General features: G+C 63.5%; 23 protein-coding genes and 1 tRNA gene. 17 read left to right on the top strand and 7 right to left on the bottom strand.

The features are described 5' to 3' along the window. The first annotated feature begins 441 nt into the window (after positions 1-441). From NE609_RS09150 to NE609_RS09135, 4 genes are all read left to right on the top strand, one after another. On the top strand, positions 442-1,386 hold the full coding sequence (locus NE609_RS09150; RefSeq protein WP_256152344.1) for an L-lactate dehydrogenase: 945 nt from the start codon (positions 442-444) through the stop codon (positions 1,384-1,386). Between the two features lie 216 nt (positions 1,387-1,602). Continuing rightward, positions 1,603-2,028 (top strand): Hsp20/alpha crystallin family protein, encoded by a 426-nt coding sequence (locus NE609_RS09145; protein ID WP_256152343.1) that lies wholly within the window; start codon positions 1,603-1,605, stop codon positions 2,026-2,028. Positions 2,029-2,222: 194 nt separating this feature from the next. Then, positions 2,223-3,065: an NYN domain-containing protein gene (locus tag NE609_RS09140; RefSeq protein WP_256152342.1), complete on the top strand. Its 843-nt coding sequence runs from the start codon at positions 2,223-2,225 to the stop codon at positions 3,063-3,065. Between the two features lie 252 nt (positions 3,066-3,317). Further along, positions 3,318-4,484, top strand: a complete 1,167-nt coding sequence (locus tag NE609_RS09135) for a CCA tRNA nucleotidyltransferase (protein WP_256152341.1) — start codon at positions 3,318-3,320, stop codon at positions 4,482-4,484. Here NE609_RS09135 and NE609_RS09130 read toward each other — a convergent pair. Both NE609_RS09130 and NE609_RS09125 read right to left on the bottom strand, forming a co-directional pair. After that, positions 4,478-4,660 (bottom strand): hypothetical protein, encoded by a 183-nt coding sequence (locus NE609_RS09130; RefSeq protein ID WP_101553034.1) that lies wholly within the window; start codon positions 4,658-4,660, stop codon positions 4,478-4,480. The two genes, NE609_RS09135 and NE609_RS09130, sit on opposite strands and share 7 nt — an antisense overlap. Positions 4,661-4,688: 28 nt before the next feature. Then, complete coding sequence (locus NE609_RS09125; RefSeq protein WP_256152340.1) at positions 4,689-5,993, bottom strand: cytochrome c biogenesis protein/redoxin; 1,305 nt, start codon at positions 5,991-5,993, stop codon at positions 4,689-4,691. Between the two features lie 301 nt (positions 5,994-6,294). Between NE609_RS09125 and NE609_RS09120 the strand changes: the two genes are divergently transcribed. Further along, positions 6,295-7,287 carry a CPBP family intramembrane glutamic endopeptidase gene (locus tag NE609_RS09120; RefSeq protein ID WP_256152339.1) on the top strand — a complete coding sequence of 331 codons (993 nt, stop codon included), beginning with the start codon at positions 6,295-6,297 and terminating at the stop codon, positions 7,285-7,287. Between the two features lie 5 nt (positions 7,288-7,292). Beyond that, positions 7,293-7,748, top strand: coding sequence for a tRNA adenosine(34) deaminase TadA (tadA, locus tag NE609_RS09115; RefSeq protein WP_256152338.1), 456 nt, complete (start codon positions 7,293-7,295; stop codon positions 7,746-7,748). 244 nt (positions 7,749-7,992) lie between these two features. Here the strand turns inward: tadA and NE609_RS09110 are convergent, their stop codons facing one another. The 4 genes from NE609_RS09110 to NE609_RS09095 all read right to left on the bottom strand — a co-directional run bounded on the left by NE609_RS09110 (position 7,993) and on the right by NE609_RS09095 (position 11,779). Continuing rightward, entirely contained in the window at positions 7,993-9,036 is a 1,044-nt protein-coding gene (locus tag NE609_RS09110; protein ID WP_256152337.1) for a nitrilase-related carbon-nitrogen hydrolase, read from the bottom strand. A gap of 4 nt (positions 9,037-9,040) precedes the next feature. Continuing rightward, the gene (locus NE609_RS09105; RefSeq protein ID WP_101553041.1) at positions 9,041-9,745 is read right to left on the bottom strand and encodes a hypothetical protein; all 705 of its coding nucleotides are present in this window, start codon (positions 9,743-9,745) and stop codon (positions 9,041-9,043) included. 170 nt (positions 9,746-9,915) lie between these two features. Then, on the bottom strand, positions 9,916-10,590 hold the full coding sequence (locus NE609_RS09100; protein ID WP_256152336.1) for a YesL family protein: 675 nt from the start codon (positions 10,588-10,590) through the stop codon (positions 9,916-9,918). Positions 10,591-10,666: 76 nt separating this feature from the next. Next, a complete protein-coding gene (locus NE609_RS09095) occupies positions 10,667-11,779 on the bottom strand; it encodes an ABC transporter ATP-binding protein (RefSeq protein WP_121586338.1) in 1,113 nt (370 codons plus the stop codon). Between the two features lie 136 nt (positions 11,780-11,915). Between NE609_RS09095 and NE609_RS09090 the strand changes: the two genes are divergently transcribed. The 11 genes from NE609_RS09090 to NE609_RS09040 all read left to right on the top strand — a co-directional run bounded on the left by NE609_RS09090 (position 11,916) and on the right by NE609_RS09040 (position 21,386). Further along, positions 11,916-12,785 carry an AraC family transcriptional regulator gene (locus tag NE609_RS09090; RefSeq protein WP_256152335.1) on the top strand — a complete coding sequence of 290 codons (870 nt, stop codon included), beginning with the start codon at positions 11,916-11,918 and terminating at the stop codon, positions 12,783-12,785. A 268-nt stretch (positions 12,786-13,053) separates the two neighbouring features. Next, positions 13,054-14,070, top strand: coding sequence for a LacI family DNA-binding transcriptional regulator (locus tag NE609_RS09085; RefSeq protein ID WP_256152334.1), 1,017 nt, complete (start codon positions 13,054-13,056; stop codon positions 14,068-14,070). Between the two features lie 47 nt (positions 14,071-14,117). Then, a complete protein-coding gene (rbsK, locus tag NE609_RS09080; protein ID WP_256152333.1) occupies positions 14,118-15,119 on the top strand; it encodes a ribokinase in 1,002 nt (333 codons plus the stop codon). 62 nt (positions 15,120-15,181) lie between these two features. After that, complete coding sequence (locus NE609_RS09075; protein ID WP_121586363.1) at positions 15,182-15,769, top strand: SIS domain-containing protein; 588 nt, start codon at positions 15,182-15,184, stop codon at positions 15,767-15,769. Between the two features lie 19 nt (positions 15,770-15,788). After that, on the top strand, positions 15,789-16,196 hold the full coding sequence (locus NE609_RS09070) for an RbsD/FucU domain-containing protein (protein ID WP_121586334.1): 408 nt from the start codon (positions 15,789-15,791) through the stop codon (positions 16,194-16,196). Between the two features lie 136 nt (positions 16,197-16,332). Then, positions 16,333-17,094, top strand: coding sequence for an AzlC family ABC transporter permease (locus NE609_RS09065; RefSeq protein ID WP_101553048.1), 762 nt, complete (start codon positions 16,333-16,335; stop codon positions 17,092-17,094). Next, positions 17,085-17,420 carry a branched-chain amino acid transporter permease gene (locus NE609_RS09060; protein WP_256152332.1) on the top strand — a complete coding sequence of 112 codons (336 nt, stop codon included), beginning with the start codon at positions 17,085-17,087 and terminating at the stop codon, positions 17,418-17,420. Before NE609_RS09065 ends, NE609_RS09060 begins: the two co-directional genes overlap by 10 nt. 506 nt (positions 17,421-17,926) lie before the next feature. Beyond that, on the top strand, positions 17,927-19,420 hold the full coding sequence (gene thrC, locus NE609_RS09055; protein WP_256152331.1) for a threonine synthase: 1,494 nt from the start codon (positions 17,927-17,929) through the stop codon (positions 19,418-19,420). A gap of 30 nt (positions 19,421-19,450) precedes the next feature. Then, positions 19,451-20,671, top strand: coding sequence for a cofactor-independent phosphoglycerate mutase (locus tag NE609_RS09050; RefSeq protein WP_256152330.1), 1,221 nt, complete (start codon positions 19,451-19,453; stop codon positions 20,669-20,671). A gap of 80 nt (positions 20,672-20,751) precedes the next feature. Then, positions 20,752-20,838: transfer RNA gene (locus NE609_RS09045), tRNA-Leu, on the top strand. 17 nt (positions 20,839-20,855) lie between these two features. Beyond that, a complete protein-coding gene (locus NE609_RS09040; protein ID WP_256152329.1) occupies positions 20,856-21,386 on the top strand; it encodes a hypothetical protein in 531 nt (176 codons plus the stop codon). A 26-nt stretch (positions 21,387-21,412) separates the two neighbouring features. On the opposite strand, the gene NE609_RS09035 is transcribed toward NE609_RS09040, so the two are convergent. After that, complete coding sequence (locus tag NE609_RS09035; protein ID WP_256152328.1) at positions 21,413-22,924, bottom strand: recombinase family protein; 1,512 nt, start codon at positions 22,922-22,924, stop codon at positions 21,413-21,415. Positions 22,925-22,994: the final 70 nt, after the last annotated feature.

Below are 22,994 nucleotides of genomic sequence, written 5' to 3'. Positions count from 1 at the left end.
CCCCCCCCCCCCCCCCACGACCAGCCCGACCACCCGATGCATGTCGGGCGCCTCACGGTGGAAAAGAAGCCGGGCGGCGGCTTCCTCTACCGCTCCTATGAGCTCGTGCACAGCTGGCCGCCCGAACCCATCGCGTTTTTTGCGGAGTGAACCGCCCCGCGCGGCGAAAAAGAACCCGCCGTCCCGGCCCTCCGGCCGGGACGGCGGGTTTGCGCGTCGGAGACGCGCACAGGGGTCCAAACGACGTTCGTCGTTTGGACCCCTGCTTTTTCGCCGCGGGGGCCGGGGCACGCGGCCGCTTTTTGACGCGCGGGGCCGGGGCGCGGTATATTCGGGCGGGCGGCGTTTACAATAGCAATTGGCGGCGCTTGCCAGATGCGCGGGCAAGTGCTATAATATACAAAAATAGTATACATTAACCATCCCAAAGGAGGAACCCTCATGAATCTACAGAAATGCGCGGTCATCGGCTGCGGCGCGGTGGGCGCGACCACCGCCTACACCCTGCTGGGCAGCGGACTGTTTTCCGAGCTGGTGCTGCTCGACATCGACCAGAAGAAGGCGGAGGGAGAGGCGATGGACATCGCCCACGGCGTGCCCTTCGTGCGTCCCGTCAACGTCTACGCAGGGGACTACCCCGATCTGGCCGACGCGGGGCTGGTGATCATCACGGCGGGCGCGGCGCAGGCCCCCGGCGAGACGCGCATCGACCTGGTGCGCAAAAACGTGAAGATTTTCCGGTCGATCGTCCCCCAGATCGTCCGCTGCAACCGGGACGCCATCCTGCTGGTGGTGGCCAACCCGGTTGACATCCTCACCTATGTGACGCTCAAGCTGTCCGGCTTCCCCGCCTCCCGGGTGATCGGCTCGGGCACCGTGCTGGACACCGCGCGGTTCAAATACCTGCTCGGGGAGCACCTCGAGGTCGACCCGCGCAACATCCACGCCTTCATCATCGGCGAGCACGGGGACACCGAGCTGCCGGTGTGGAGCTCGGCCAACGTGTCGGGCATCGACCTCGCGGATTTCTGCAAGGTGTGCGGCAAGTGCGCCGACATGGCGGGGCTGCACGGCATCTACGAGGAGGTCAAGAACAGCGCCTACCGGATCATCGAGCGCAAGGGCGCGACCAACTACGCGATCGCCAAGGCGGTGCGGCGGATCGCGGAGGCGATCGTGCGGGACGAGAACTCGGTGCTGCCCGTTTCGGGGCTGGCGGACGGGCATTACGGGCTGCATGACCTCTGCCTCGGCCTGCCGGCGATCGTCGGCAGGGAGGGGATCAAGCAGATCCTCGACTTCCCGCTCGACGAGGCGGAGCACCGGGCGCTGGAGGCGTCCGCGGCGGCGCTTTCCGACGTGCTGGCGGAGATTGAGCCGAATTAGCACTCTTATATTGTGAGTGCTAAAAATTCACGGTTTATTCATAAATGATGCATTGCTTTGTAACAATCCCGGGTTATACTAAAGCCAATGAAACAAGAACGAGCGCCGGGCACGGGCGCCGGGAAAGAAGATGATCGCCATGTGCCGCAACATCCGCAGAACTCGTGAGTTGGGTTAAACAACGCGAAAACACAACATCTAAAGGGGGATTTTATCATGTTTGACCTGATGCCTTTTGAACGCAGAACCAGAAACCTCTCCAACTTCTTTGACGCCTTCGACAAGACGTTTTTCAGCGATTTCCCGGCGAGCTTCTCCGAGATCCGCACCGATATCATCGACCAGGGTGACAAGTTCCTCCTCCAGGCGGAGCTGCCCGGCTTCGACAAGGAGGACATCAAGATCGACCTCAACGGCGACACCCTTTCGATCTCCGCCGAGCACAAGGCCGAGAGCGAGGAGAAGAAGGAGGACGGCTACGTCCGCCGCGAACGCCGCTACGGCTCCTTCGCGCGCAGCTTCGACGTCTCCGGCATCGACGTCGAAAAAATCAGCGCCGCGTATAAAAACGGCGTGCTCGAACTCGAGCTGCCCAAGAAGGTGCCCGCCCGGCCGCAGGCCCGCCAGATCGAGCTCAAATAAGCCCCCGGGCTTTTGGAATCCCCCGTCCGCGTCCGCGGGCGGGGGATTTCGCATCCCCGTGCAAATATTTTCCCGGATACGACTTTTTCGCCGCGAATTTATGCTATAATAAACGCAGGCCGTCGGCCAAAAGCCAATATCCGGCCGCGCAAGACGGCCCGCAAAGACCGAACTAGATCGATTGAGGTGAAGGAATGGCAAGCGACAGCAAATTCGCGGTGCTTATCGATGCCGATAACATATCGGGAAAATACATCAAGATCATCCTAGACGAGATCTCCAACGACGGCATCGCCACCTATAAGCGCATCTACGGCGACTGGACAAGCCCCGCGCTCGTCTCGTGGAAAAATGTTCTGCTCGACAACTCGATCCTGCCCATCCAGCAGTACAGCTACACCACCGGTAAGAACTCGACCGACTCGGCCATGATCATCGACGCGATGGACATCCTCTATTCGGGCCAGGTGGACGGCTTCTGCATCGTCTCATCGGACAGCGACTTCACCCGTCTGGCCGCCCGCCTGCGGGAGAGCGGCATGACCGTCGTGGGCATGGGGGAGCGCAAGACCCCCAAATCGTTCATCTCCGCCTGCAACCGGTTCAAATACCTCGACATCCTCGCGACCGCCGAGCAGAAGGAACCGGAAAAACCCGCCCAGCCGGAAAAGTCCAAGCAGCAGCCCAAGCAGGAGAAGGCCCGGCCCGCCCCCAAGCAGGAGCCGAAGCCCGAGCCCAAGCCGGAACCGGAGCCCGCGCCCGAGCCCTGCCCCGAGCCGGAGGAAAAGCAGATGACCGGCCTGCGCACCATCAAAAAGGCGATCCGCACGATCGTGGCGGAAAACTCGGACGAGGACGGCTGGCTCTTCATCGGCACGATCGGCAACCTGCTCGTCAAACGGTACCCCGATTTTGACGTGCGCAACTTCGGCTTCTCCAAGCTCACCCCCTTCATCGAGTCGCTCGACCTCTTCGACATCAAGAGCGTGCGCACCCGCGACAGCAGCGTCAAGCTCATCTATGTGAAGCTCAAATGAATCGGGAACAGGCCGCCGCATCGCGCGGCGGCCTGTTTTGATCTTCCTTTTTCTCTTGTAAAAGGGAAGCGAAAAATATGCCTGAAGGATTGGGCGTTCCGTGCTTTGCGAAGCGCGGCGCGGGGCTCTGCCCTGCGGCCCCGCCGCCTTGTCTCCGGCCCAAGAGCCGCCCTGCGGGCGGTTGGCCTCCGACACGCTTCGCTGCGGCTCAGTGTAAAAAGGCGGGCGAAATTTTTGATTGGGGGTAAAAGGATGGAATTGGCGTTGTCGCGCGGCGCGGCGTATGTGCTGTGCGCCCTGCGCGCGGCGGGCTATGAGGCGTACGTCGTGGGCGGCTGCGTGCGCGACAGCCTGCTCGGCCGCAGGCCGGGCGATTGGGATGTGACCACCTCCGCGCTGCCGGAGGAGACGAAAGCGGTGTTTTCCGGGGCGCCCGTCATCGGGACGGGCGTCCGCCACGGCACCGTGGCCGTGCTCGTCGGCGGAGAGCCCGTCGAGATCACCACCTACCGGGTGGACGGCCCCTATTCCGACGGCCGCCGCCCCGACTCGGTCGCCTTTACCCGCAGCCTCCGGGAGGACCTCGCCCGCCGCGATTTCACGGTGAACGCGATGGCGTGGTCGCCGGAAACCGGCCTCGTCGACCCGTTCGGCGGGGCGGACGATCTGCGCGGAAAATCGATCCGCTGCGTCGGGGACCCCGCGCGGCGGTTTCAGGAGGACGCGCTGCGCATCCTGCGCGCCCTGCGTTTCTCCTCGTCGCTCGGCTTTTCCATCGAGCCCGAAACCGCCGCCGCCCTGCGCGCGGACCGCGCGCGGCTTGGGAAGGTGTCGGCGGAGCGGATCGCGGCGGAGCTTGTCAAGCTCGTGTGCGGAGCCGGCGCCCCCCGCGTCCTGCGGGAGTTCCCCGAGGTGGTCGCGCGGGTCCTGCCCGGGTGGGACTGCGACCCGGACGCGCTCGGGCGTGCGCCGGCCGATCCCGCCGTGCGGCTGGCGATGCTCTTTTCCACGGAGGCGGACGCGGAAGCGGCCCTGCGCCGCCTCAAATTCGACCGCGGAACGATCCGCGCCGCAAAGGCCCTTCTCGCCTTCCGGACAGCGCCGCTCGCGGAAGACCGCCCGGCGGTGCGGCGGATGCTGCGGAAGCTCGGGCCGGCGGCCTTCCGCCGCCTGCTCGCGATGCGCGCGGCGTACGGGGAACCGCTCGCCGGCGTGGAGCGCGCGCTCGGCGAAGTGCTGGAGGAGGGCGACTGCTGGTCGCTCGACACGCTCGCGGTGAAGGGCGGGGACCTGCTCGCGGCGGGCGTGCCCGCCGGGCCGGAGCTCGGCCGGACGCTCGCGGCGCTGCTCGACGCGGTGATCGACGGGCGCTGCCCGAACGAGCGCGCCGCGCTCTTGAATTTTGTTTCCCCTCAATAAAAGTTTTCGTCCGCCTTTTTCAATAGGCGGCGGGTGAGAAAAAGCCCGGCATCCAGAGGATGCCGGGCTTTTTCGAGGGCGGAGCCCTTAACCCGGGCCCGCAGGCCCTGCTTCAGGCGCTTTTTCCGCTTCCCTTTTTCAAGAAAAAAGGGAAGATCATAAGGGGCGGTTCCCATCGGGAACCGCCCCTTATCTCTTTTTCGATTATTCCGTGCGCTTGCCGTCGAGGGTCTGCTGGATGACGCTCTGCATCATCTCCTTGGTCATCGCGCCGGGCGCGTAGCCGAAGACGGTGCCGTCCGCCGAGATCATGAAGGTCGTCGGGAAGGCGCTGATGCCGTACTGCGCGAAGACGTCGCCCGTCGTGTCCATCACGGTCGGGAAGGTGTAGCCCTTGTCGGAGAGGAAGGCCGCGATCTCCTCGGGCGATTTGTCCTGCCCGTAGGGGTTTTCGTCCGTTTTGGGGTTGGCGACGCCCAAAAAGATCACGTCCCCGGTATTTTCACCGTACTCCTTGTAGAGCTCCTCGATGTGGGGCATCTCCTTCTGGCAGGGCGGGCACCAGGTCGCCCAGAAGTTGAGGAAGACCACCTTGCCCTTGTAGTCGGAGAGGGTATGGGTGCTGCCGTCCTGGTCGACGAGGGTGAAGCCGGGCGCGACCGGCGCGGGCGGGGCGTCCTCCCGTGAGGACGCCTCGGAGGAAGGCGCCTCGCTCGGCGCGGGGGACTCGGAGGAGACGGGCGCCGCGGGCTCGCTCTGGGAGGTTCCGGAATCGGGGATGCGCGGGGCGCTCAGGTAACTGGTGATGCCGTTCATCCAGCCGGTGAAGGTCATGATTCCGATGATGATGAGCAGTACGCCGCCCGCCTTGATCGTGTATTTCATGAGCTTCTGGTTGCGGCGCAGGAAGCCGAGCGCCTGGGTGGTGAAGAGGCCGAGCGCGAGGAAGGGGAGTACGAAGCCGAGCGCGTAGACAAGCACGAGCAGGTTGCCCGCGAGGGCGCTTTTCGCGCCCGAGGCGAGGATGAGCACCGACGAGAGGGCGGGCCCGACGCAGGGGGTCCACGCAAAGGAGAAGGTAAAGCCCATGATGAAGGCGGCGACGGGGGTCATCTTTTTGCCGGCGACGTTGAGGTGGAACTTGTGCTCCCGCTGGAGGAATTTCAGCTCGAAGAAGCCGACCTGCACGAGGCCGAGCAGGAGGATGACGATGCCGCCGATGCGGGAGAAGAGGGTGCGGTGGCCGCTGAAGAAGGTACCGACAGCGGTGAAGCCGATGCCCAGCAGGAAGAAGGCAAAGGAGATTCCCAGCACGAAGAAGAGGGTGTGCAGCATCACCCGGCTCCGCCTGTAGATGGGATTTCCGTTTTCGTCCCGTTCGCCGCTGCCCGCGAGATAGCTGACGTAGATGGGGATGAGCGGGATGACGCAGGGGGAAAAGAAGGAGAGCAGCCCCTCCAGGAAGACGAGGAGAAAGCTGATGTGTTCGGTGGTGGCAAAGCCCTGCATGCGGATTCCTCACAATCTGTAATTTAAATTATTGCAGTTAGGATAGTGATATTATATCCGCTCGCGGGAAATTTGTCAACCGCCCGGGCAGGATAAAAGATGACGGAATTGTAAATTCTCGGGAGGGTTCGCATTTCGCGCGGTTTATGTTATAATAAGCGCGGGCGATCGGCTGAATGCCGGCAGCGTCCGCCCGTGGCAAACGGCGCGCGGCGCGCAGGCCCCACAGCCGTGCGATCATAACGCGGAGAGAAACCCGGGCCGCCCGCGCGGCCTTTTTGATAGACAAGGGGACAAGCCCATGTGCCAATACCCGCAGCAGGCGCCGGAATTCCGGCCCGGCCCGGCGGAGGCGGCCTCGCGCCTGCGGATGCAGAGCGCGCTGCTTTCGCTCACCATCATCGTCAACATCCTCTGCCTCTACCTCGTCCAGTCGGACACGGTCATCGGCTGGATCGTCGGCGCGCTCGACCGCGCCGGCGCGGGGCAGCGCGGCTTCGCCATCGCCAACGAGCTCTTCTCGCTGGCGGTCTACCTGACCGTCTTCCTGCTGCCCTACCTCGCCTACGCGAAGGTGCTCGGCTTCCGGCTGCGGCAGGTCCCGCACGATCCGCCCCATCCGCCCATCCTCGCCGCCTCGGCGGCGGTCGTACTGGGGCTTTCGGTCATCGGGGTGCTCCTTTCGCTGGCCGCGTCGATCTTTTTTTCCTTCTTCGGGCTGCTGCCCGCCGACCTGCCGATGGAGATCCCCGGCGACCCGGCTGCCGCCGCGCTCTACATCTTCAACGCCACCGCCCTGCCCGCCCTCATCGAGGAATTCACCTACCGCGGCGTGGTGCTCGGCTCCCTGCGCCCCTTTGGGGACCGGTTCGCGATCGTCGTGTCGGCGCTGCTCTTCGGGCTGCTCCACCGCAATATGGTCCAGTTCCCCAACGCCTTCCTGCTGGGCGCGGCGCTCGGCTACTTCATGGTCAAGACCAACTCGATCTGGACGAGCATGGCCATCCACTTCCTCAACAACCTCCTGGTCGTCCTGCTTTCGATCGTCACCGTCAACATGAGCGACCTTGGGACGCTGGCCCTGCAGGGGCTGGAATTCCTCGTCTACCTGGGCGCCGGCGGGCTCGGCTTCTGGTATCTCTTTCAGAAGCTCACGCTGGACGGTTCCCTGCGCCCCTGCGGCTGCCCGCTGCGGGAGCGGACCCGCTACCGCAGGTTTTTCGTGAACTTCCCGATGCTCCTGCTGCTGGCGCTCTACCTGCGGATCTTCTACCTGAGCTTTACAAGGATGTGACCGACATGCGGACCGATGAATCCTACATGTCCCTCGCGCTCGAGCTGGCGCGGGAGGCCGCGAAGCTGGGCGAGGTGCCGGTGGGCGCGGTTGCGGTGTGGGACGGCGAGGTCGTCGGCACCGGCTTCAACCGCCGCGAGACGGGTAAAAACGCGCTGGCGCACGCCGAGCTCGAGGCGATCGACGCAGCCTGCCGGAAGCTCGGCGGCTGGCGGCTGCACCGGTGCGACCTCTATGTCACCCTCGAGCCCTGCCCGATGTGCGCGGGCGCGATCGTCAACGCCCGCATCCGCCGGGTGGTGTTCGGCGCGCGCGACCCCAAGGCGGGCTGCTTCGGCTCGGTGAGCGACTTTGCCGCGCTCCCCTTCAACCACCGCCCCGAGGTGGTCGGGGGCGTGCTCGCGGAGGCGTGCGCGGCAGAGCTCTCCGCCTTCTTCCAAAGATTGCGTAGCTGTCGATAAAAATATCAAAACGGACACAATATCTTGTGTCCGTTCACAATTTGTTCACCAACTGGGAGGGCTGGCGTGCTATAATACTCCTTGGAAACTCAGCGTTTCTAAGTTAATCCCCCCTCCTTGATTTTATCTCCAGATCACTTCACCTGTCAGCGGGCCGCGAGGCTCGTCTTTTTTTTGCTCCGCGCCCTCCGGCGGCGCGGCGTGAAAACCGCCTCCCGCGGCGCGGGAGGCGGTTTTTTCTGTTTCAGCCGAGCAGCGGCAGCTTGCCGCAGTAGCGGTAGCTGTGCAGGTAGTCCTCCGCGAGGAAGGGGGCGTTCGGCTCCCCCTCGATGACCGCGAGGTGCAGCTTTTCCAGGTTGGTGCGCGCCGCAAGCGCGCACGCCTGCGGGCCGTCCGCGAGGGCGACCACGCCGTTTCTGCCCGGCGTGGCGTCTAACGGGGCGAAGATGCCGCACCGCGCCGCGCCGCCGGAGGCGTAGCAGGCGTAGAGCGCGTAGACGCCGTTTTCATTGGCGCGGCAGCGCAGCAGGTCGGGCAGGATGCCGCCGCCCACGCCGGGGACGGCGATGAGCCGCGCGCCCTGCTCCCGCAGGATTTTGAAGCACTCGAAGTAATAGGCGTCCGTCCCGAGCACGACGCCGATCGGGCCGACGGCGGTCTCGACCGGCTCGATGAGCCCGGAGGGCTCGACGCCGAGCGCCCGGTCGGGCCCGATCGCGCAGATCTTTTCCTGCGCGCCCGCGGGCTGCCCGTCGGGGCCGAAGACGACGCACCGGTTGATCAGCCGCCCCTCCTCCCAGAAGAGGGCGCTGCCCGCCACGAGGTAGACGTGCTGGAGGCGGGCGACCGTGCTGAAGGTATACATGTAGAGCTCGTAGAGGTAGCCGTGAAGCGCCGCTGCGACCTGCTCCAGCCGTCCGTCCACGGGCTGCGGGAAGGGGCCGTCGAGGGCGGGCAGGGTCCCGCCGAACAACCAGCGGAGCATCCGCTTCCAGCCGGGGACGGTCGTGAGGGGGGCGAGCCCCACGTACTCGGGATAGACGACGACCTGCGCGCCCGTGTCGACCGCGGATTTGGCCAGCCGGTAGATCTCCGACGCGTAGTCCTTCCAGTCCCGGTAGGCGCGGGGCGCAAGCTGCACGGCCGCCCCGCGCACCGCCTCCGGGGCGGCGAATTCGGCGTTGCGCCGGTCGGTCTCCCCCTTGCCCTCAAGGAAGGCGGCGATCTTTTTCGGCGTGGCCGCGAAGGACAGCCGGAAGGTCAGCAGCCCCAGAATCGCTTTCCACATACGGCTACCTCCCCAGTTCGGCGGCGTAGTTCTCCACAAGCGCCGGGTTGATCTGTTCCATCAGCTCGAACCGGGCGCGGATCTCGTCGAGCCGCTCCATGTTGAGCGCGAAACGCACGGGCAGCGCGTCGGTGCGCCGCACCAGGTAGCCGTCCCCCGCGCGGGTGACGGGCGCGGGGCAGCAGACCACCGCGCCGCCCGCCGCGAAGTTCGCGACATAGACGTTGTTGCTCTGCGCGGCGTTCCAGACGGTGCAGAGGACGCGCTCGGGGGTCTCCTCCGCCGGGTCGAGGCACTGCACCGAGAGGACGGCGTCCGCCCCCTTGAGCGCGGCGGTCCGGAGGACCTGCGGGTGGTAGATGTCCGCGTCGACGCAGAGGAAGAGGTTTCCCAGCTCGGTGTGCACGACCTCGGCCCGCTCCCCCGGGCGCAGCGCGCCCCGCAGCGGGAGGGAGAGGTGCAGGGCGGGCTGGCGGCAGAGCGCCTGCCCGTCGGGCCCGAGCAGGCAGAGGCAGAGGTTCCCCTCGTGCACGAAAAGGCCGCTCACGAGGTGGACGCGGTGCTCCCTGGCATAGCGCACGCACCGCGACAGGTGGCGGCGCAGGTCCGCGCCGTCAAAATGGATGCCGCCGTCCGCCAGCAGCACCAGCTTCGCATCCTCCGAGGGGGGCTGGAAGGGGGGGCGTATTTCAATCGGGAAAAGCTCCATGCGGATTCCTTTCTTTCGCCGCGGGGCGGCGCCGTTGGTTTCTTGCGTTTATCATACCATCCGCGCCCGCGGATTGCAAACGCGGGAGGGGCTGGAAAAGAAAGGGGCCGCCCATTCGGCGGCCCCTTTCTTCCGCCGCTTTGAGGCGGACGGCGGGCATATGGCGAAGGTTACCGGAGGACATGCTTCCGGATCCCCCCGTAGGCGCAGAAGCAGGCGATCAGGCAGGTGAGGGAGCAGCCGATGAGCAGCAGGTAGATGAGGGACATCGGCAGCGTGGCCGCCAGGAGGAAGCCAAGCGCGCCGATGACGGCCAGCGCGAGCAGGTTGCGCGGCAGGCAGAGCAGGGCGAGCAGCAGGGTGTTTTTCAGCGCCTGCCGGGGCGGCAGGTCGACGAGCGCGAGCATGGGGAAGAGGTAGAGCGCCGCGCAGAGCAGCAGCAGGAGCAGCACCCCGCCGGCGAACAGGGGGATACCATAGACGGGCGAGGTGAGGGCGGCCGCGCCGTAAAAGCGCAGCGCCCCGTCGCAGAGCAAAATCAGCGCGAGCAGCGGCAGGCCGAGCAGGGTGGACCATTTGAACTCCCGCCGGAAGGCGGAAAAAAAATCGTGCCAGAGGAAGTGGTTTTGGTCGCGGAGCATCGTGAGGGTGACCCGGCACATCGCGGTGGTCGCCGCCGGGATGGTGACGACGGGGACGCAGAAGAGCAGGTAGAGCAGGTTCAGCTTGACAAGCTCGAAAAACTCGCGGGACAGCACGTCGAAAAAGAGTGCCAGCCCCCTTTTGGGGGGCGCGTCCTTGGGGATGCCGGGACCGGGCTTGGCGTAGTTTCCGAAGAGTCCCACGGGAACACCTCGCTTTCTGAAGATGGAAAAAGGCTCCGGCGGCGGGTAAAACCGCCGCCGGGAGCCGCAGTGCATGTCAGTTGAAGATGACCTGCTGGGTCTCCTTGTCGAAGAGGTGGATCTTGGTGCAGTCGATCGCGATCTTGATGCGGTCGCCGTCCTTGGCGCCGCTGCGGGGCGGGACCTTGGCGACCAGCTTGGTTTCGCCGCTGGTGAGATAGAGGAAGATCTCCGAGCCCATCAGTTCGGCCAAATCGACGTCCGCGTCGATGACGCTCGCCGTATCGAGCCCGAAATAGGCCTCCTCGTCGTGCAGGTTCTCGGGGCGGATGCCGAGGGTCGCCGTCCTGCCCACATAGGCGTCGAGGGTGCCGGCGTCGGCCTTGCCCGCCGGGATCTTGATCTCATAATCGCCGAACATCGCGGCGTAGCCGCCGCCCTTTTTCTGGATCGTGACGTCGAGGAAGTTCATCTGCGGGGAGCCGATGAAGCCCGCGACAAAGATGTTGCACGGCTTGTCGTAGAGGTTCTGCGGGGTGTCCACCTGCTGGATGAAGCCGTCCTTCATGACGACGATCCGGTCGCCCATCGTCATCGCCTCGGTCTGGTCGTGGGTGACGTAGACGAAGGTGGTGCCCAGGCGCTTGTGCAGCTTGGTGATCTCCGAGCGCATCGCGGTGCGCAGCTTGGCGTCGAGGTTGGAGAGCGGCTCGTCGAGCAGGAAGACCGCCGGGTCGCGGACCATCGCGCGCCCGAGCGCGACGCGCTGCCGCTGTCCGCCCGAAAGCGCCTTGGGCTTGCGGTTGAGCAGGTGCTCGATGTCGAGCACCTTGGCCGCCTCATGCACCTTGCGGTCGATCTCCTCCTTGGGGGTCTTGCGCAGCTGAAGGCCGAACGCCATATTCTTATAGACGGTCATGTGCGGGTAGAGCGCGTAGTTCTGGAAGACCATCGCGATGTCGCGGTCCTTGGGGGCCACGTCGTTGACCAGCTTGTCGCCGATGTAGAGCTCGCCCTTGCTGATCTCCTCGAGCCCCGCGATCATGCGCAGGGTGGTGGATTTGCCGCAGCCGGACGGGCCGACGAGGATGATGAACTCCTTGTCGTCGATCTCGAGGTTGAAATCGCTCACAGCGGTCACGTTGCCGGGATAGACCTTGAAGATGTGGCGGAGGGAAATGCTTGCCATAATATAGCCCCCTATGGTAAAATGTTGATTTTGTATCATGGATATGTTATTCTTTGGATATCCCCTATAATCCTTATTATATCGGGGATTCTATCAAATACAATGGTAGTTTATTGATATTGATGGTGATTTATTGATGTCTGCGATCGATGAGATCAGGCCGGGACGCTGTCCCCTCGGGCTGCGCGCCCCCGCGGGCTTTCCCGGCGTGCTTCCGACGGAGTGCGGGCGGCTGGAGGCGGACGCGCCGCTCTCCTTCACGGGGCACGCGGTCCTGCTGCTCCACCTCTGCGGGGGGCGCGCGTCCGCCCTGCTCGGGGAGGAGTCCCTCCGCCTTGAGCCGGGGTGCTTCCTCGTCGCGCGGGACGCCTCCGCCCTGCGCCTGCTGCCCGAGGGGGAGGCCGATTGCGCCTACCTGCTCCTCAAAAACGCGCGGGAACTGGCCGCGCTGCTGGCGCGCGACGGCGCGCTCCTGCGCCCCCACGCCGGATGCCGCGCGGCGGGCCTGCTGTGGAACTTCTGCCGCCGCGCGCAGACGGGCGGCTTCCAGAACCCCTTCGCCGCGAGCGAGGCGGCCTACCGCATTCTCATGGAGCTCTGCGCGGCGGCGCCCCGCGCGGACGCCTGCAGCGAGCTGGTGCGGGGCGCCATCGACCTCATCCGGTCCGAGCTCGCCTTCCTCGCGGGCGTCGACGAGCTTGCCGAAAAACTCGGGGTGAGCAAGCCCCACCTCATCCGCACCTTTACGGCGGAGGTCGGGGAGTCCCCCGGCAAGTTCCTCCAGCGGGAACGGATCGACGCCGCCAAGCTCCTCCTGCTCAACCGCGAATACCCGGTGGAGACGGTGGCCAACATGACCGGCTACGCGGGTGCCAACTATTTCTGCAAGGTCTTCCGCCGCCTCACCGGCGAATCCCCCGGCGAATACCGCGCCCGCGCCTCCGCCCCCCTCCCCGGCCGGGACCTCCCCCGGCTCGACGCCTTTGAGGGTGTGCATTACGTTTAGCTCCCGGAGGAGCTTTTGAAAAGGTTCCCCCGGATCCCTTCACGTTGCACCGGCAGAAAAGGCCCGGCGTTCCATCCGGAACGCCGGGCCTTTCACCATGCGGAAGCCTCCCGATTCGGGCGTTTCCGCCAAGAGGCTCCCGGGATTCTTGTGCAGGCTGTCCGTTGACAGGGAACCGCGGAAGCGTGTAAGATAAATACGGATGCCAAACGTTTGCGCGAAAACGTTTGGCACGGAAAAAGCCTGCGCGGGAAGGGGGAGGAAAGGCGTGAGCATCCGCGAAATCGCCCGCATGACGGGGCTTTCGATCACCACCGTGTCCCACGCGATCAACGGGACCCGTCCCGTGTCGGAAAAGAGCCGCCGGCTCGTCGAGGAGGCCATCCGCCGGACCGGCTACAGGCCCAACCTCGCCGCCCGGGCGCTCAAGACCCAGAAATCCAACATCATCGCGCTGATCATCCCCTCCACCGAGCCGGGCAACTCGACCAACTGCTTCTTTTTCGACGTGCTCGGCGGCGTCAAGGACACCCTCCAGCGGCGCGGCTACGACCTGATCGTCTCCACCTATTCCGAGCGCAGGTCGGACATCCGGCTGGACAGCGTCTCGGTGCTCAAAAAGAGCTGGATCGACGGACTCCTGCTCGTCCCCAACAGCCGCCACAGCCGTTACGACGAGCTGCTCGCGGGCGTCGACCTGCCCACCGTCCTGCTCGACCGCCGGCTCGACGGCTGCGACCTGCCGCTCGTCTGCTGCGACAACGAATCCGCCGCCGAGCAGGCCGTCGGCCTGCTGGCCGATTCGGGCCGCGCGCGCATCGGCTACCTCGGCGGCGCGCTCGACCTCTCGACCGCCTACGACCGCTATGCCGGTTACCGGAGGGCGCTTGAAAAGCGCGGGCTCCCCCTCGACCCCGGGCTTGTCCGCCTGGGGCTCGACTATTCGATCGAGGCGGGGCGGGAAGCGGCCCGCGAGCTCGTCGGGCAGGGGGCGGACGCCGTCTTTGCCGCCAACAGCGTGCTGACGATGGGGCTGGTCAAATACCTGGGCGGGGCGGGGATCGCCATTCCCGGCCGGGTGGCGGTCGTCGGCTTCGACGACTACGACTGGACCGAGATCGCCAGCCCCCCGATCACGGCGGTGCGCCAAAGCGCCTTTGCGATGGGCGCGAAGGGGGCAGAGATGCTGATCGGGCTGATCGAGGGGCGCGAGCCGCCCGAACGGACGGTCCTCCTGCCCGCCGGGCTGACTCTGCGTGAATCCCACGGCCCCGCGCGGCCGTGACGAAAGGGATTGTCTGATCGGACCAACTTGATAAAGGAGATGCAGCTATGTACAAAAAACCGAAGATCCTCGTGGTCGGCAGCTTTATGATGGACCTCATCGTCTCCACCGGCAGGTTCCCGAACTCCGGGGAAACGGTGATCGGCAAGAGCTTCAACACCGCCTCCGGCGGCAAGGGCGCCAACCAGGCGGTCCAGGCCGCGCGGCTGGGCGCCGACGTGACGATGGTGGGCAAGGTGGGCGACGACGGCTTCGGCCGGGAGATGACCGCCTCGGTGGCCGCCTCCGGCATCCACACCCAGCACATCCTGGCCGACCCGGACCACGCCTCGGGCGTGGGCAGCATCACGCTCGAGGTCGAGGAGGGCCAGAAGAGCCGCAACCGCATCATTGTGGTGCCGGGCGCGAACATGGCGATCACGCCGGAGGAGGTCGCCTTCCTGAAGGAGAAGATCGCCGTCTACGACATGGTCATGCTTCAGCTCGAGATCCCGATGGAGATCAACGAGCTCGTGGCGAAATATGCCTATGAGCAGGGCGTCCCGGTCATGCTCAACTCGGCGCCCTCCGCGCCGCTCTCGGCGGAGCTGCTCTCCCACCTGAGCTACATCTCCCCCAACGAGCACGAGGCCGCCGACCTGACGGGCGTCGAGATCCGCAAGCAGGGCAAGGAGGTCAACCGCGCCGACGTGGACGCGGCGGTCCAGGCGCTGCTCGCCAAAGGGGTGCAGAACGTCATCATCACGCTGGGCAGCTCGGGCGCGATCGTCGCGAACGCGCGGGAGAGCCACTACTGCCCCTGCATCGACGTGGTGGAGGTCAAGGACCCGACCGCCGCGGGCGACTCCTTCGTGGGCGCGTATACGACGGCGGTCTGCGCGGGGCTCACCCCGGCGCAGGCGCTCGAATTCGCCAGCTACGCCGCCACGATCACCGTCTCCAAAATGGGCGCGCAGCCCTCGCTGCCGACCCTCGACGAGGTGATCGCGCTGATGAAGGAGCAGAAGTTCGACAGCTTCGACCTGTCGGTGCTCGACGTGCTCAAATAATCCGGAAACAGAATTCACGATAAAGGAGCGACAACAGCTTGAAACAGGAATCCATCCAGGCAATGCGGGAGTTTACCGCCAGGGCGCGCGAGGCGTTCGACCAATTTGTCGACGGCGTGGAGGACGCCGAGTATGTGAAGGCGGCGGAGCTCATCCTCGCCTCCCGGCAGAAGGGCGGCCGCCTGCACATCACCGGCATCGGCAAGCCCGGCCATGTGAGCGGCTACGGCGCGTCGCTGCTCTCCTCCACCGGCACCCCCACCTACTTTCTGCACGGCACCGAGGCGGTGCACGGCTCCTGCGGGCAGCTCGTGCCGGGCGACGTGGTCATCTGCATCTCCAACAGCGGCGAGACCGCCGAAATGAAGACGACCGTCACCGCGATCAAAAATAACGGCTGCGAGGTAATCGGCGTCTCGGGCAATCCCGATTCGTGGCTCGCCAAGCAGAGCGCCGCCCACCTCTTCGCGGGCGTCTGCTGCGAGGGCGGCCCCCTCAACCGCGCGCCGCGCGCCTCGATCCTCGCGGAGAACTTCGTGCTCCAGCGGCTGAGCGTGCTTTTGCAGGCGAACCGCGGGCTCGACCCGAAGCAGTATGTCATGTGGCATCCGGGCGGGACGCTCGGCCAGCTCCGCGACAACGAAAAATAACCGACAGGAGGCAAGCGCCATGCTGAAAGGCGGCTGTATCAACCCGGAAATCATGAAGGCGATCTCCCTCTGCGGCCACGGCGACCAGATTCTGATCGCGGATGGCAACTACCCGCTCGACGCCAAAACGGGCGGCGCGCAGAAGGTCTATCTGGGACTGACGGCGGGCGTTCCCGAGGTCACGCAGGTGCTCGAGACGCTGCTCCAGAACATCAATGTGGAAAAGGCGGAGGTCATGCTGCCCGAGGACGGCAGCACTCCGGAAATTTTCGCCGACTTCACTCGCCTGCTCGGCGGGATGGCGCTCGACGGGCTCGACCGCTGGGCCTTCTACGGCGCCTGCTGCGAGCCGAAGGTCCGTCTGGCGATCTCCACCGGCGAAAAACGCGTCTTTGCAAACATCCTGCTCACCGTGGGGGTCGCGTGAGCGCCCGGTGTAAAAAAGAAAAAAACCGCGCGGGCAGCCTTGTCCGCGCGGTTTTTTTACGCGCCTGCGGTTGAATTTTGCGCTGTATTGTGCTACCATTGGAAAGATCAAAATCTGATGTTTCGAGGTTGTTTCCATGGCAAAGGATACCAGTAAAACCCTGCGCGCCGCGCTCACCGCGACGGCGCCTGTCTTTTTCGGCTACATCTTTGTCGGCATGGCGTTCGGCCTGCTGCTTCAGAAGGCGGGGTACAACGCGCTTTGGGCGTTCGGGTGCAGCCTGACCGTCTATGCCGGATCGATGCAGTTCGTGCTCGTCGAACTGCTCACCAGCTGGGTGGGGCTGGCGCAGACGGCGGTCGTCACGCTCGCCGTTCAGGCGCGCCACGCCTTCTACGGGCTCTCCCTCATCGACAAGTTCAAGGGCCTCGGGAAAAAGAAGCCCTATCTCATCTTCGCGCTCACCGACGAGACCTACTCGCTGCTCTGCTCGGTCAAGACGCCCGAGGGCTGCGACCGGGGGAAGTTCTACCTGCTGATCTCCGCCCTCAACCAGAGCTACTGGATCGTGGGCGGGGTGCTCGGCGCGACGATCGGCGAGCTGGTGCCCTTCAACTCGACGGGCATCGACTTCGCGATGACCGCCCTCTTCATCGTCATTTTTGTCGAGCAGTGGCTCACCGCCAAAAGCCACATCCCCGCCCTCGTGGGGATCGCCTGCGCGGCGGTCTGCCTGCTGCTGTTCGGCACCGACGGCTTCCTGCCGCCCGCGCTGCTGCTCACCGTCGCGGTGCTCGTCGCCGGGCGCCGCACGATCGAACGGAAGATCGGTCCCCCGGCGGAGGAACCCGCCGGGGATGCTTCGGATGGAAAGGAGGCGCCGGGATCATGCCGCTGAGTCCGCTTCAGGCAGTCGCCGTCATTGCGACGGTCGTCGCCGTCACCGTCTGCTGCCGCGCGCTGCCCTTCCTCGTCTTCCGCGACGACCGCCCCGTCTCGGGGCTGGTCGTCTACCTCGGGCGCATCCTGCCCTTCGCGATCATCTCGATTCTAGTCATCTACTGCCTGCGGAATACCAGCTTTACCGCCGCGCCCTTCGGCGTGCCCGAGATCATTGCCGTGGCGCTCGCCGCCGCCATCCACGTCTGGAAGCGCAACAACCTGCTCTCCATCGGCATTTCGACCGTCGTCTATATGTTCCTGCTGCAGGTCGTGTTCGTGTGAGTTTCCGCGCAGCCTCCGCGCGAAGTTGTCGGGCAGGTGCGGGCGCCCCCCGGAAGGCGCGGCGCTCCCGCGGGCGGGGCGGAAAACCGTGCGGCCTGGCCGCACGCGCGCTTCGCGCGTGGCGCGCCTCCGGCGCGCCGTTTTCCGCCCGCCCGGCCCCGCTTTCTTTTCTCTTGCAAAAGAAAGCGGCAAAGAAAATGCGCCGGAAGGACAGGGCGTTCCGCCCGCTGCGGCGGGCGGCTCAGGGCTCCTCCCTGAGAACCCGCCGCCTTTTGGAAAAAGGCGGGCGAAAACGTTTCTTTATGGCGGGCGAAACGGTTTTCACGGGACGCGGGTAGGGCGGAGCGACGCGCCCCGCCTGAACCTAAAGTTTTGAGAGGGGTCCGGGGAGAACTTTTTCAAAAGTTCCCCCCGGAGGCTTTTCAAAGCCCGCTGAATATGATATGATAGTTGAATTGAATACAGTTGTGTGTCATCGGCGCACAATTTAAAGGAGTTTGGTTTCCATGGATTACATCAGCACCCGCGACAGTGGGCACCGCGTCAGCGCGGCGCAGGCGATCGTGTCGGGGCTCTCGCCCGACGGCGGCCTGTTTTTGCCCGAAAGCCTGCCGCAGTTCTCCCTTTCGGAGATCGAGGCGATGGCCAAGACCGGCTACGCCGGCCGCGCCGTGGCCGTGCTCTCCCGCTTCCTGACCGATTTTTCCGAGGACGAGCTGCGGGAATACGTCTCGCGCGCCTACGCGCCGGAGAAGTTCCCGCCCAAGGCGGTCGCGCCGGTCGTTCCGCTCGACGAAAACGCCCACATCCTCGAGCTTTTCCATGGACCGACCTGCGCGTTCAAGGATTTTGCGCTGCAATTGCTGCCCTTCCTGCTGACCGCCTCGCTGCGCAAGACCGGCTGCGACAAGACGGTCGTCATCCTCGTGGCCACCTCGGGCGACACGGGCAAGGCCGCGCTCGAGGGGTTCGCCGACGTGCCGGGCGCCAAGATCTGCGTCTTCTATCCCGACGGCGGCACCAGCAACATCCAGCGCCTCCAGATGACCACCCAGGCGGGAGAGAACGTCATGGTCTTCGCCGCCGAGGGCAATTTTGACGACGCCCAGAACGGCGTCAAGCGGATCTTCACCGACCGCGCCTACGCGGAGGAGCTGGCGGGCAAGGGCTATATCCTCTCGTCAGCCAACTCGATCAACTGGGGGCGGCTCGTCCCGCAGATCGCCTACTATTTCTCCGCCTATTGCGAGCTGCTGAACGCGGGCAGGATCAAGCCCGGCGACCCGGTCAACGTCGTGGTGCCCACCGGCAATTTCGGCAACATTCTGGCGGCCTATTTCGCCAAGCACTGCGGCCTGCCGGTCGGGAAGCTCGTCTGCGCCTCCAACCGGAACAACGTCCTCACCGACTTCATCACGACGGGGACCTACGACCGCAACCGCGGCTTCTATGTCACGACCTCCCCGTCGATGGATATCCTCATCTCCTCCAACCTCGAGCGGCTGCTCTACCTGCTCTGCGGCCGGGACGACAAGGTCCTGCGCGGCTATATGGAGGCGCTTGCGAAGGCGGGGAAATACACGGTGGGGGCGGACGTCCTTGCGAAGCTGCAAAGCGAGTTCGCGGCGGGTTGCGCCGACGACGCGGCGACCGCCGCGGCCATCCGCGGCGTCTACCGGGAGACGGGATACCTCTGCGACACCCACACCGCGGTGGCGGTGAACGTCTACCGGGATTACGCCGCCAAAACCGGCGACCGGACGCCGACGGTCATCGCGTCCACCGCAAGCCCCTTCAAATTCGCGAACAGCGTGCTGCCCGCGGCCTTCGGCAGGGCGGCGGACGGCGGGGACTTCGCCCTGCTCGCAAAGCTGGCGGAGCTTTCGGGGCAGCCCGCGCCGCGGGCGCTCGCGGGCCTTCAGGATAAGACGGAGCGGTTTACCGCGACGGTCGAGCCCGCGAAGATGAAGGAAGCCGTAAGCGGCTGGCTGGGCATTTGAGCGCCCCATTTTGACAGAACGGGTGATCGTATGAAATATGTGGTAATGCTTGGCGACGGCATGGCGGACCGCCCCGTCCCCGAGCTCGGCGGCAGGACCCCGCTCGAAGCGGCGGTCAAGCCGCATATGGATTTCCTTGCGCAGCACGGCACCGTGGGCATGGCGCGCACCGTCCCCGAGGGGATGCCTCCCGGCTCGGACACCGCCAACCTTTCGGTGATGGGCTACGACCCCAGGATCTACTACAGCGGCCGCTCGCCGCTCGAGGCGGTGAGCATGGACATCCCGCTCGCGGCGGACGACGTGACCTTCCGCTGCAACCTCGTGAACCTCTCGGAGGAGGGGGCGCTCGAGGATGCGACGATGGTCGATTACTCCTCCGATGAGATCACGACGGCCGAGTCAACCGAGCTGATAGCCTTCCTGAACCGGGAGTTCCACACCAAAACGCGCGACCTCTATCCGGGCATCAGCTACCGCCACTGCCTCGTGCTGCGCCACGCCGAGACGGGCACCGACTGCACGCCGCCGCACGACATCTCCTTAAAGCCCGTGCGGGACTACCTTCCGAAGGGCCGCTACGGCGAACAGCTGCTTGACATGATGAAGCGGTCCTATGCGCTGCTGCGCAACCATCCGGTCAACCTGGCGCGCGTTTCCCGCGGCCTGCGCCCGGCCAACTGCTGCTGGTTCTGGGGCGAGGGGACCCGCCCCGCGCTCTCCTCCTTTGAGGAACGGTTCGGCGTGAAAGGCGGCGTCATCTCCGCCGTCGACCTCATCAAGGGGATCGGTATCTGCGCGGGACTCAAGAGCGTCGACGTGCCCGGCGCGACCGGCAATGTGGACACCAACTTCCAGGGCAAGGCGGAGGCGGCGATCGGCCTCTTGCAAAACGGCTGCGACTTCGTCTACATCCATGTGGAGGCGCCCGACGAGTGCGGCCACCGCCACGAGGTGGAGAACAAGGTGAAATCGATCGAGCTGATCGACCGGGAGATCCTCGGACGGCTGCTGCCCGCGCTGCAGGCGAGCGGGGAGGACTATGCCGTCCTGCTGATGCCCGACCACCCGACGCCGCTTTCCATCCGCACCCACAGCGGCGATCCCGTGCCCTTCGTCCTCTACCGCAGCGACCGCGAATCGCCGCTGCACGCAGGCGCGTACACCGAGGCGTTCGCCGAAAAGACGGGGCTTTTCATCCCCGAGGGGCACCGCCTGATGGAGAAGCTCCTCCTCGACGAGCGCATCTGAAATTTTCCGGAAAAGCGGTTGACAAGCCGGGAGCCCAATGATATAATAATCAAGCACGATTGCTGAAATCGTGCTGATATGCGGGTATGGCGGAATTGGCAGACGCGTTAGATTCAGGTTCTAATGGTCGCAAGGCTGTGCAGGTTCAAGTCCTGTTACCCGCACCAAAAAAGGTTGTCGACTTTTGTCGACAACCTTTTTGTTTCGTTTGGGTATGGGAGCTTTAAGGCATAGAGCCAGTTATATACCTTGGATAAAAGGACAAGCAAAATACAGCGACAAAATATCATTGATGTGCTATAATAATTTAAAAAATGATGAACGACAGCTAGGAACGGATGTGTATAAAAGTATGGCGTACTATATTGATTTGTTCTCTCCTGAGACATACTTTGCGTACAGCGATTCAGATCGGAGTATTTCCGGTTTCCGGGAACGGCAAAAGGGTATCGCTTCGTTAATTAAGGCCGGAGACAAACTAATTTGTTATATGACCAAACTATCCCGATGGGTTGGTATTCTAGAAGTAACGTCTTCTTTTTTTGTCGACGATTCTCCTATATTTATTCGCCCTATTGACCCCTTTATAATTCGTTTTAAAGTAATTCCGCACGTTTGGCTACTGCCAGAGCAAGCTGTTCCAATAAATCAGGATATTTGTTGGAAATATCTATCTTTTACAAAAGTACAGTTTACAAGGGACTACACAGAGTAGGTATCTGACGGGAGGGGTTCCACCCGTCAGATTTTCCATATGATATTCAAGCTGTCGCTTGTGGCGGCTATGGTGGTAATCATCAAATCCACCACCCGCCGCTTGTCGTCAAAGGATACATTCTCCCAAGTGTCGAGGTAGCCGGAAATCTGGCTGACCTGTTCCGGGCTAATGGCTTCCACCGTCAGTTCCGCTATCCTCGCCAGAAGTTCCTGCTTGCGCCCGTCCAGTTCTGCTATCTTCACATTCACATAGGAGAGCAGGACATTGTTTGCCCCCGTCAGACTGTCCACCAGCTTTTCAATCTCGCTGTCCACATGGGCAAGCTCCACTTGCAGTGCTGCAATTTTCGGGTTTTCCTTTGCCGCTTTCTTTCTGCCTGTCAGCGTCTTGTAGCTTGCCAGTTTCTTTACCATCTGCTGATAAACAACCGCTTCCAGTTCCGAAGTAATGATTTTCCCGCACCCGGCACAGCTTTTATTGTCCAGCCGTTTTGTGCAGCGGAGATATTGCTTTCCCACAGGATTGTTAATGCTCATAAGCGCATACCCGCAATTCCCGCATTTGATTTTTCCCGCGAGCCATGTATGGGTAGCTTTTCGGGCAGACTGGATTTTCATGTTGTTCATCAGCTTCTTACGGCAGGTTAGCCAGATGTCGGAGGGAACAATGCCCTCATGGGGAGCCAGCACCAGCATTTGGTCTTTCAAGTCGTTCTTCTTGCTGGGCTTCACATCCCGCCCTTGATACAGATAGCAGCTGTTCATGCCAGTAAAATCGGCAGCGTCATTGACAATGACCGTCCCTTGACTTTTGAAAAATTCATACACATCAAGGTCTGCCTGCACATAGACAGGATTGCGTAACATCTGCGCCAGCGTGGGGCGTATCAGCTCTTTGCCGTTGAATAAAATCCCCTGTTCGGCAAAGTACCGGGTAATGTCCCCGTAAGAGGTAGTGGGCTGGGCGTACATCTCAAACATCAGCCGGATATTTGCCGCTTCGTCTGGATTTACCACCAGCTTTTTTGTGTTGATACCATCCATTTTGATTGGCTCGGTGTGGAAGCCATAAGGGGCTTTCCCACCCATCTTGAAGCCTCGCTGGCTGCGGGAATAGTAAGCGTCCGTTACCCGCTTCTGTATGGTTTCCCTCTCAAGCTGGGCGAACACGATACAGATATTCAGCATCGCCCGCCCCATCGGGGTAGAGGTATCAAACTTTTCCGTAGAGGACACAAACTCCACATTGTACTGTTGGAACAGCTCCATCATGTTGGCAAAGTCCAGAATAGAACGGCTGATACGGTCGAGTTTGTAAACCACGACCTTTGCAATCAAGCCCCGCTTGATGTCCCGTACCAGTTCTTGAAACTTCGGACGGTCTGTGTTCTTGCCGCTGTACCCTTTGTCTGTGTATTCCTTGCAGTTACCGCCTTTCAACTCATATTTGCAAAATTCAATCTGGCTTTCAATGGAAATGCTGTCCTTTTTGTCTACCGATTGTCTTGCATAGATTGCGTCTATTCGATTGTTCATATTGTCGCTCCTTTTCTTAAAAAAGAAACGGAGCTGCTGACAGTTTTATTATACCGCCAGCAGCCCCGCA

Source organism: Anaerotruncus sp. DFI.9.16 (assembly GCF_024461615.1).
In the GTDB taxonomy this organism is placed as follows: domain Bacteria; phylum Bacillota; class Clostridia; order Oscillospirales; family Ruminococcaceae; genus Anaerotruncus; species Anaerotruncus massiliensis.
Note: the sequence above shows the minus strand (reverse complement) of the source record. Positions and strands in the feature narration are given on the sequence as shown.

What these genes read in the sequence shown, in the direction of transcription:
- NE609_RS09150 (WP_256152344.1), top strand. Translation starts at nt 442, where the DNA reads ATGAATCTACAGAAATGCGCGGTCATCGGCTGCGGCGCGGTGGGCGCG.
- NE609_RS09145 (WP_256152343.1), top strand. Translation starts at nt 1,603, where the DNA reads ATGTTTGACCTGATGCCTTTTGAACGCAGAACCAGAAACCTCTCCAAC.
- NE609_RS09140 (WP_256152342.1), top strand. Translation starts at nt 2,223, where the DNA reads ATGGCAAGCGACAGCAAATTCGCGGTGCTTATCGATGCCGATAACATA.
- NE609_RS09135 (WP_256152341.1), top strand. Translation starts at nt 3,318, where the DNA reads ATGGAATTGGCGTTGTCGCGCGGCGCGGCGTATGTGCTGTGCGCCCTG.
- NE609_RS09130 (WP_101553034.1), bottom strand. Translation starts at nt 4,660, where the DNA reads ATGGGAACCGCCCCTTATGATCTTCCCTTTTTTCTTGAAAAAGGGAAG.
- NE609_RS09125 (WP_256152340.1), bottom strand. Translation starts at nt 5,993, where the DNA reads ATGCAGGGCTTTGCCACCACCGAACACATCAGCTTTCTCCTCGTCTTC.
- NE609_RS09120 (WP_256152339.1), top strand. Translation starts at nt 6,295, where the DNA reads ATGTGCCAATACCCGCAGCAGGCGCCGGAATTCCGGCCCGGCCCGGCG.
- tadA (WP_256152338.1), top strand. Translation starts at nt 7,293, where the DNA reads ATGCGGACCGATGAATCCTACATGTCCCTCGCGCTCGAGCTGGCGCGG.
- NE609_RS09110 (WP_256152337.1), bottom strand. Translation starts at nt 9,036, where the DNA reads ATGTGGAAAGCGATTCTGGGGCTGCTGACCTTCCGGCTGTCCTTCGCG.
- NE609_RS09105 (WP_101553041.1), bottom strand. Translation starts at nt 9,745, where the DNA reads ATGGAGCTTTTCCCGATTGAAATACGCCCCCCCTTCCAGCCCCCCTCG.
- NE609_RS09095 (WP_121586338.1), bottom strand. Translation starts at nt 11,779, where the DNA reads ATGGCAAGCATTTCCCTCCGCCACATCTTCAAGGTCTATCCCGGCAAC.
- NE609_RS09090 (WP_256152335.1), top strand. Translation starts at nt 11,916, where the DNA reads ATGTCTGCGATCGATGAGATCAGGCCGGGACGCTGTCCCCTCGGGCTG.
- rbsK (WP_256152333.1), top strand. Translation starts at nt 14,118, where the DNA reads ATGTACAAAAAACCGAAGATCCTCGTGGTCGGCAGCTTTATGATGGAC.
- NE609_RS09075 (WP_121586363.1), top strand. Translation starts at nt 15,182, where the DNA reads ATGCGGGAGTTTACCGCCAGGGCGCGCGAGGCGTTCGACCAATTTGTC.
- NE609_RS09070 (WP_121586334.1), top strand. Translation starts at nt 15,789, where the DNA reads ATGCTGAAAGGCGGCTGTATCAACCCGGAAATCATGAAGGCGATCTCC.
- NE609_RS09065 (WP_101553048.1), top strand. Translation starts at nt 16,333, where the DNA reads ATGGCAAAGGATACCAGTAAAACCCTGCGCGCCGCGCTCACCGCGACG.
- NE609_RS09060 (WP_256152332.1), top strand. Translation starts at nt 17,085, where the DNA reads ATGCCGCTGAGTCCGCTTCAGGCAGTCGCCGTCATTGCGACGGTCGTC.
- thrC (WP_256152331.1), top strand. Translation starts at nt 17,927, where the DNA reads ATGGATTACATCAGCACCCGCGACAGTGGGCACCGCGTCAGCGCGGCG.
- NE609_RS09050 (WP_256152330.1), top strand. Translation starts at nt 19,451, where the DNA reads ATGAAATATGTGGTAATGCTTGGCGACGGCATGGCGGACCGCCCCGTC.
- NE609_RS09035 (WP_256152328.1), bottom strand. Translation starts at nt 22,924, where the DNA reads ATGAACAATCGAATAGACGCAATCTATGCAAGACAATCGGTAGACAAA.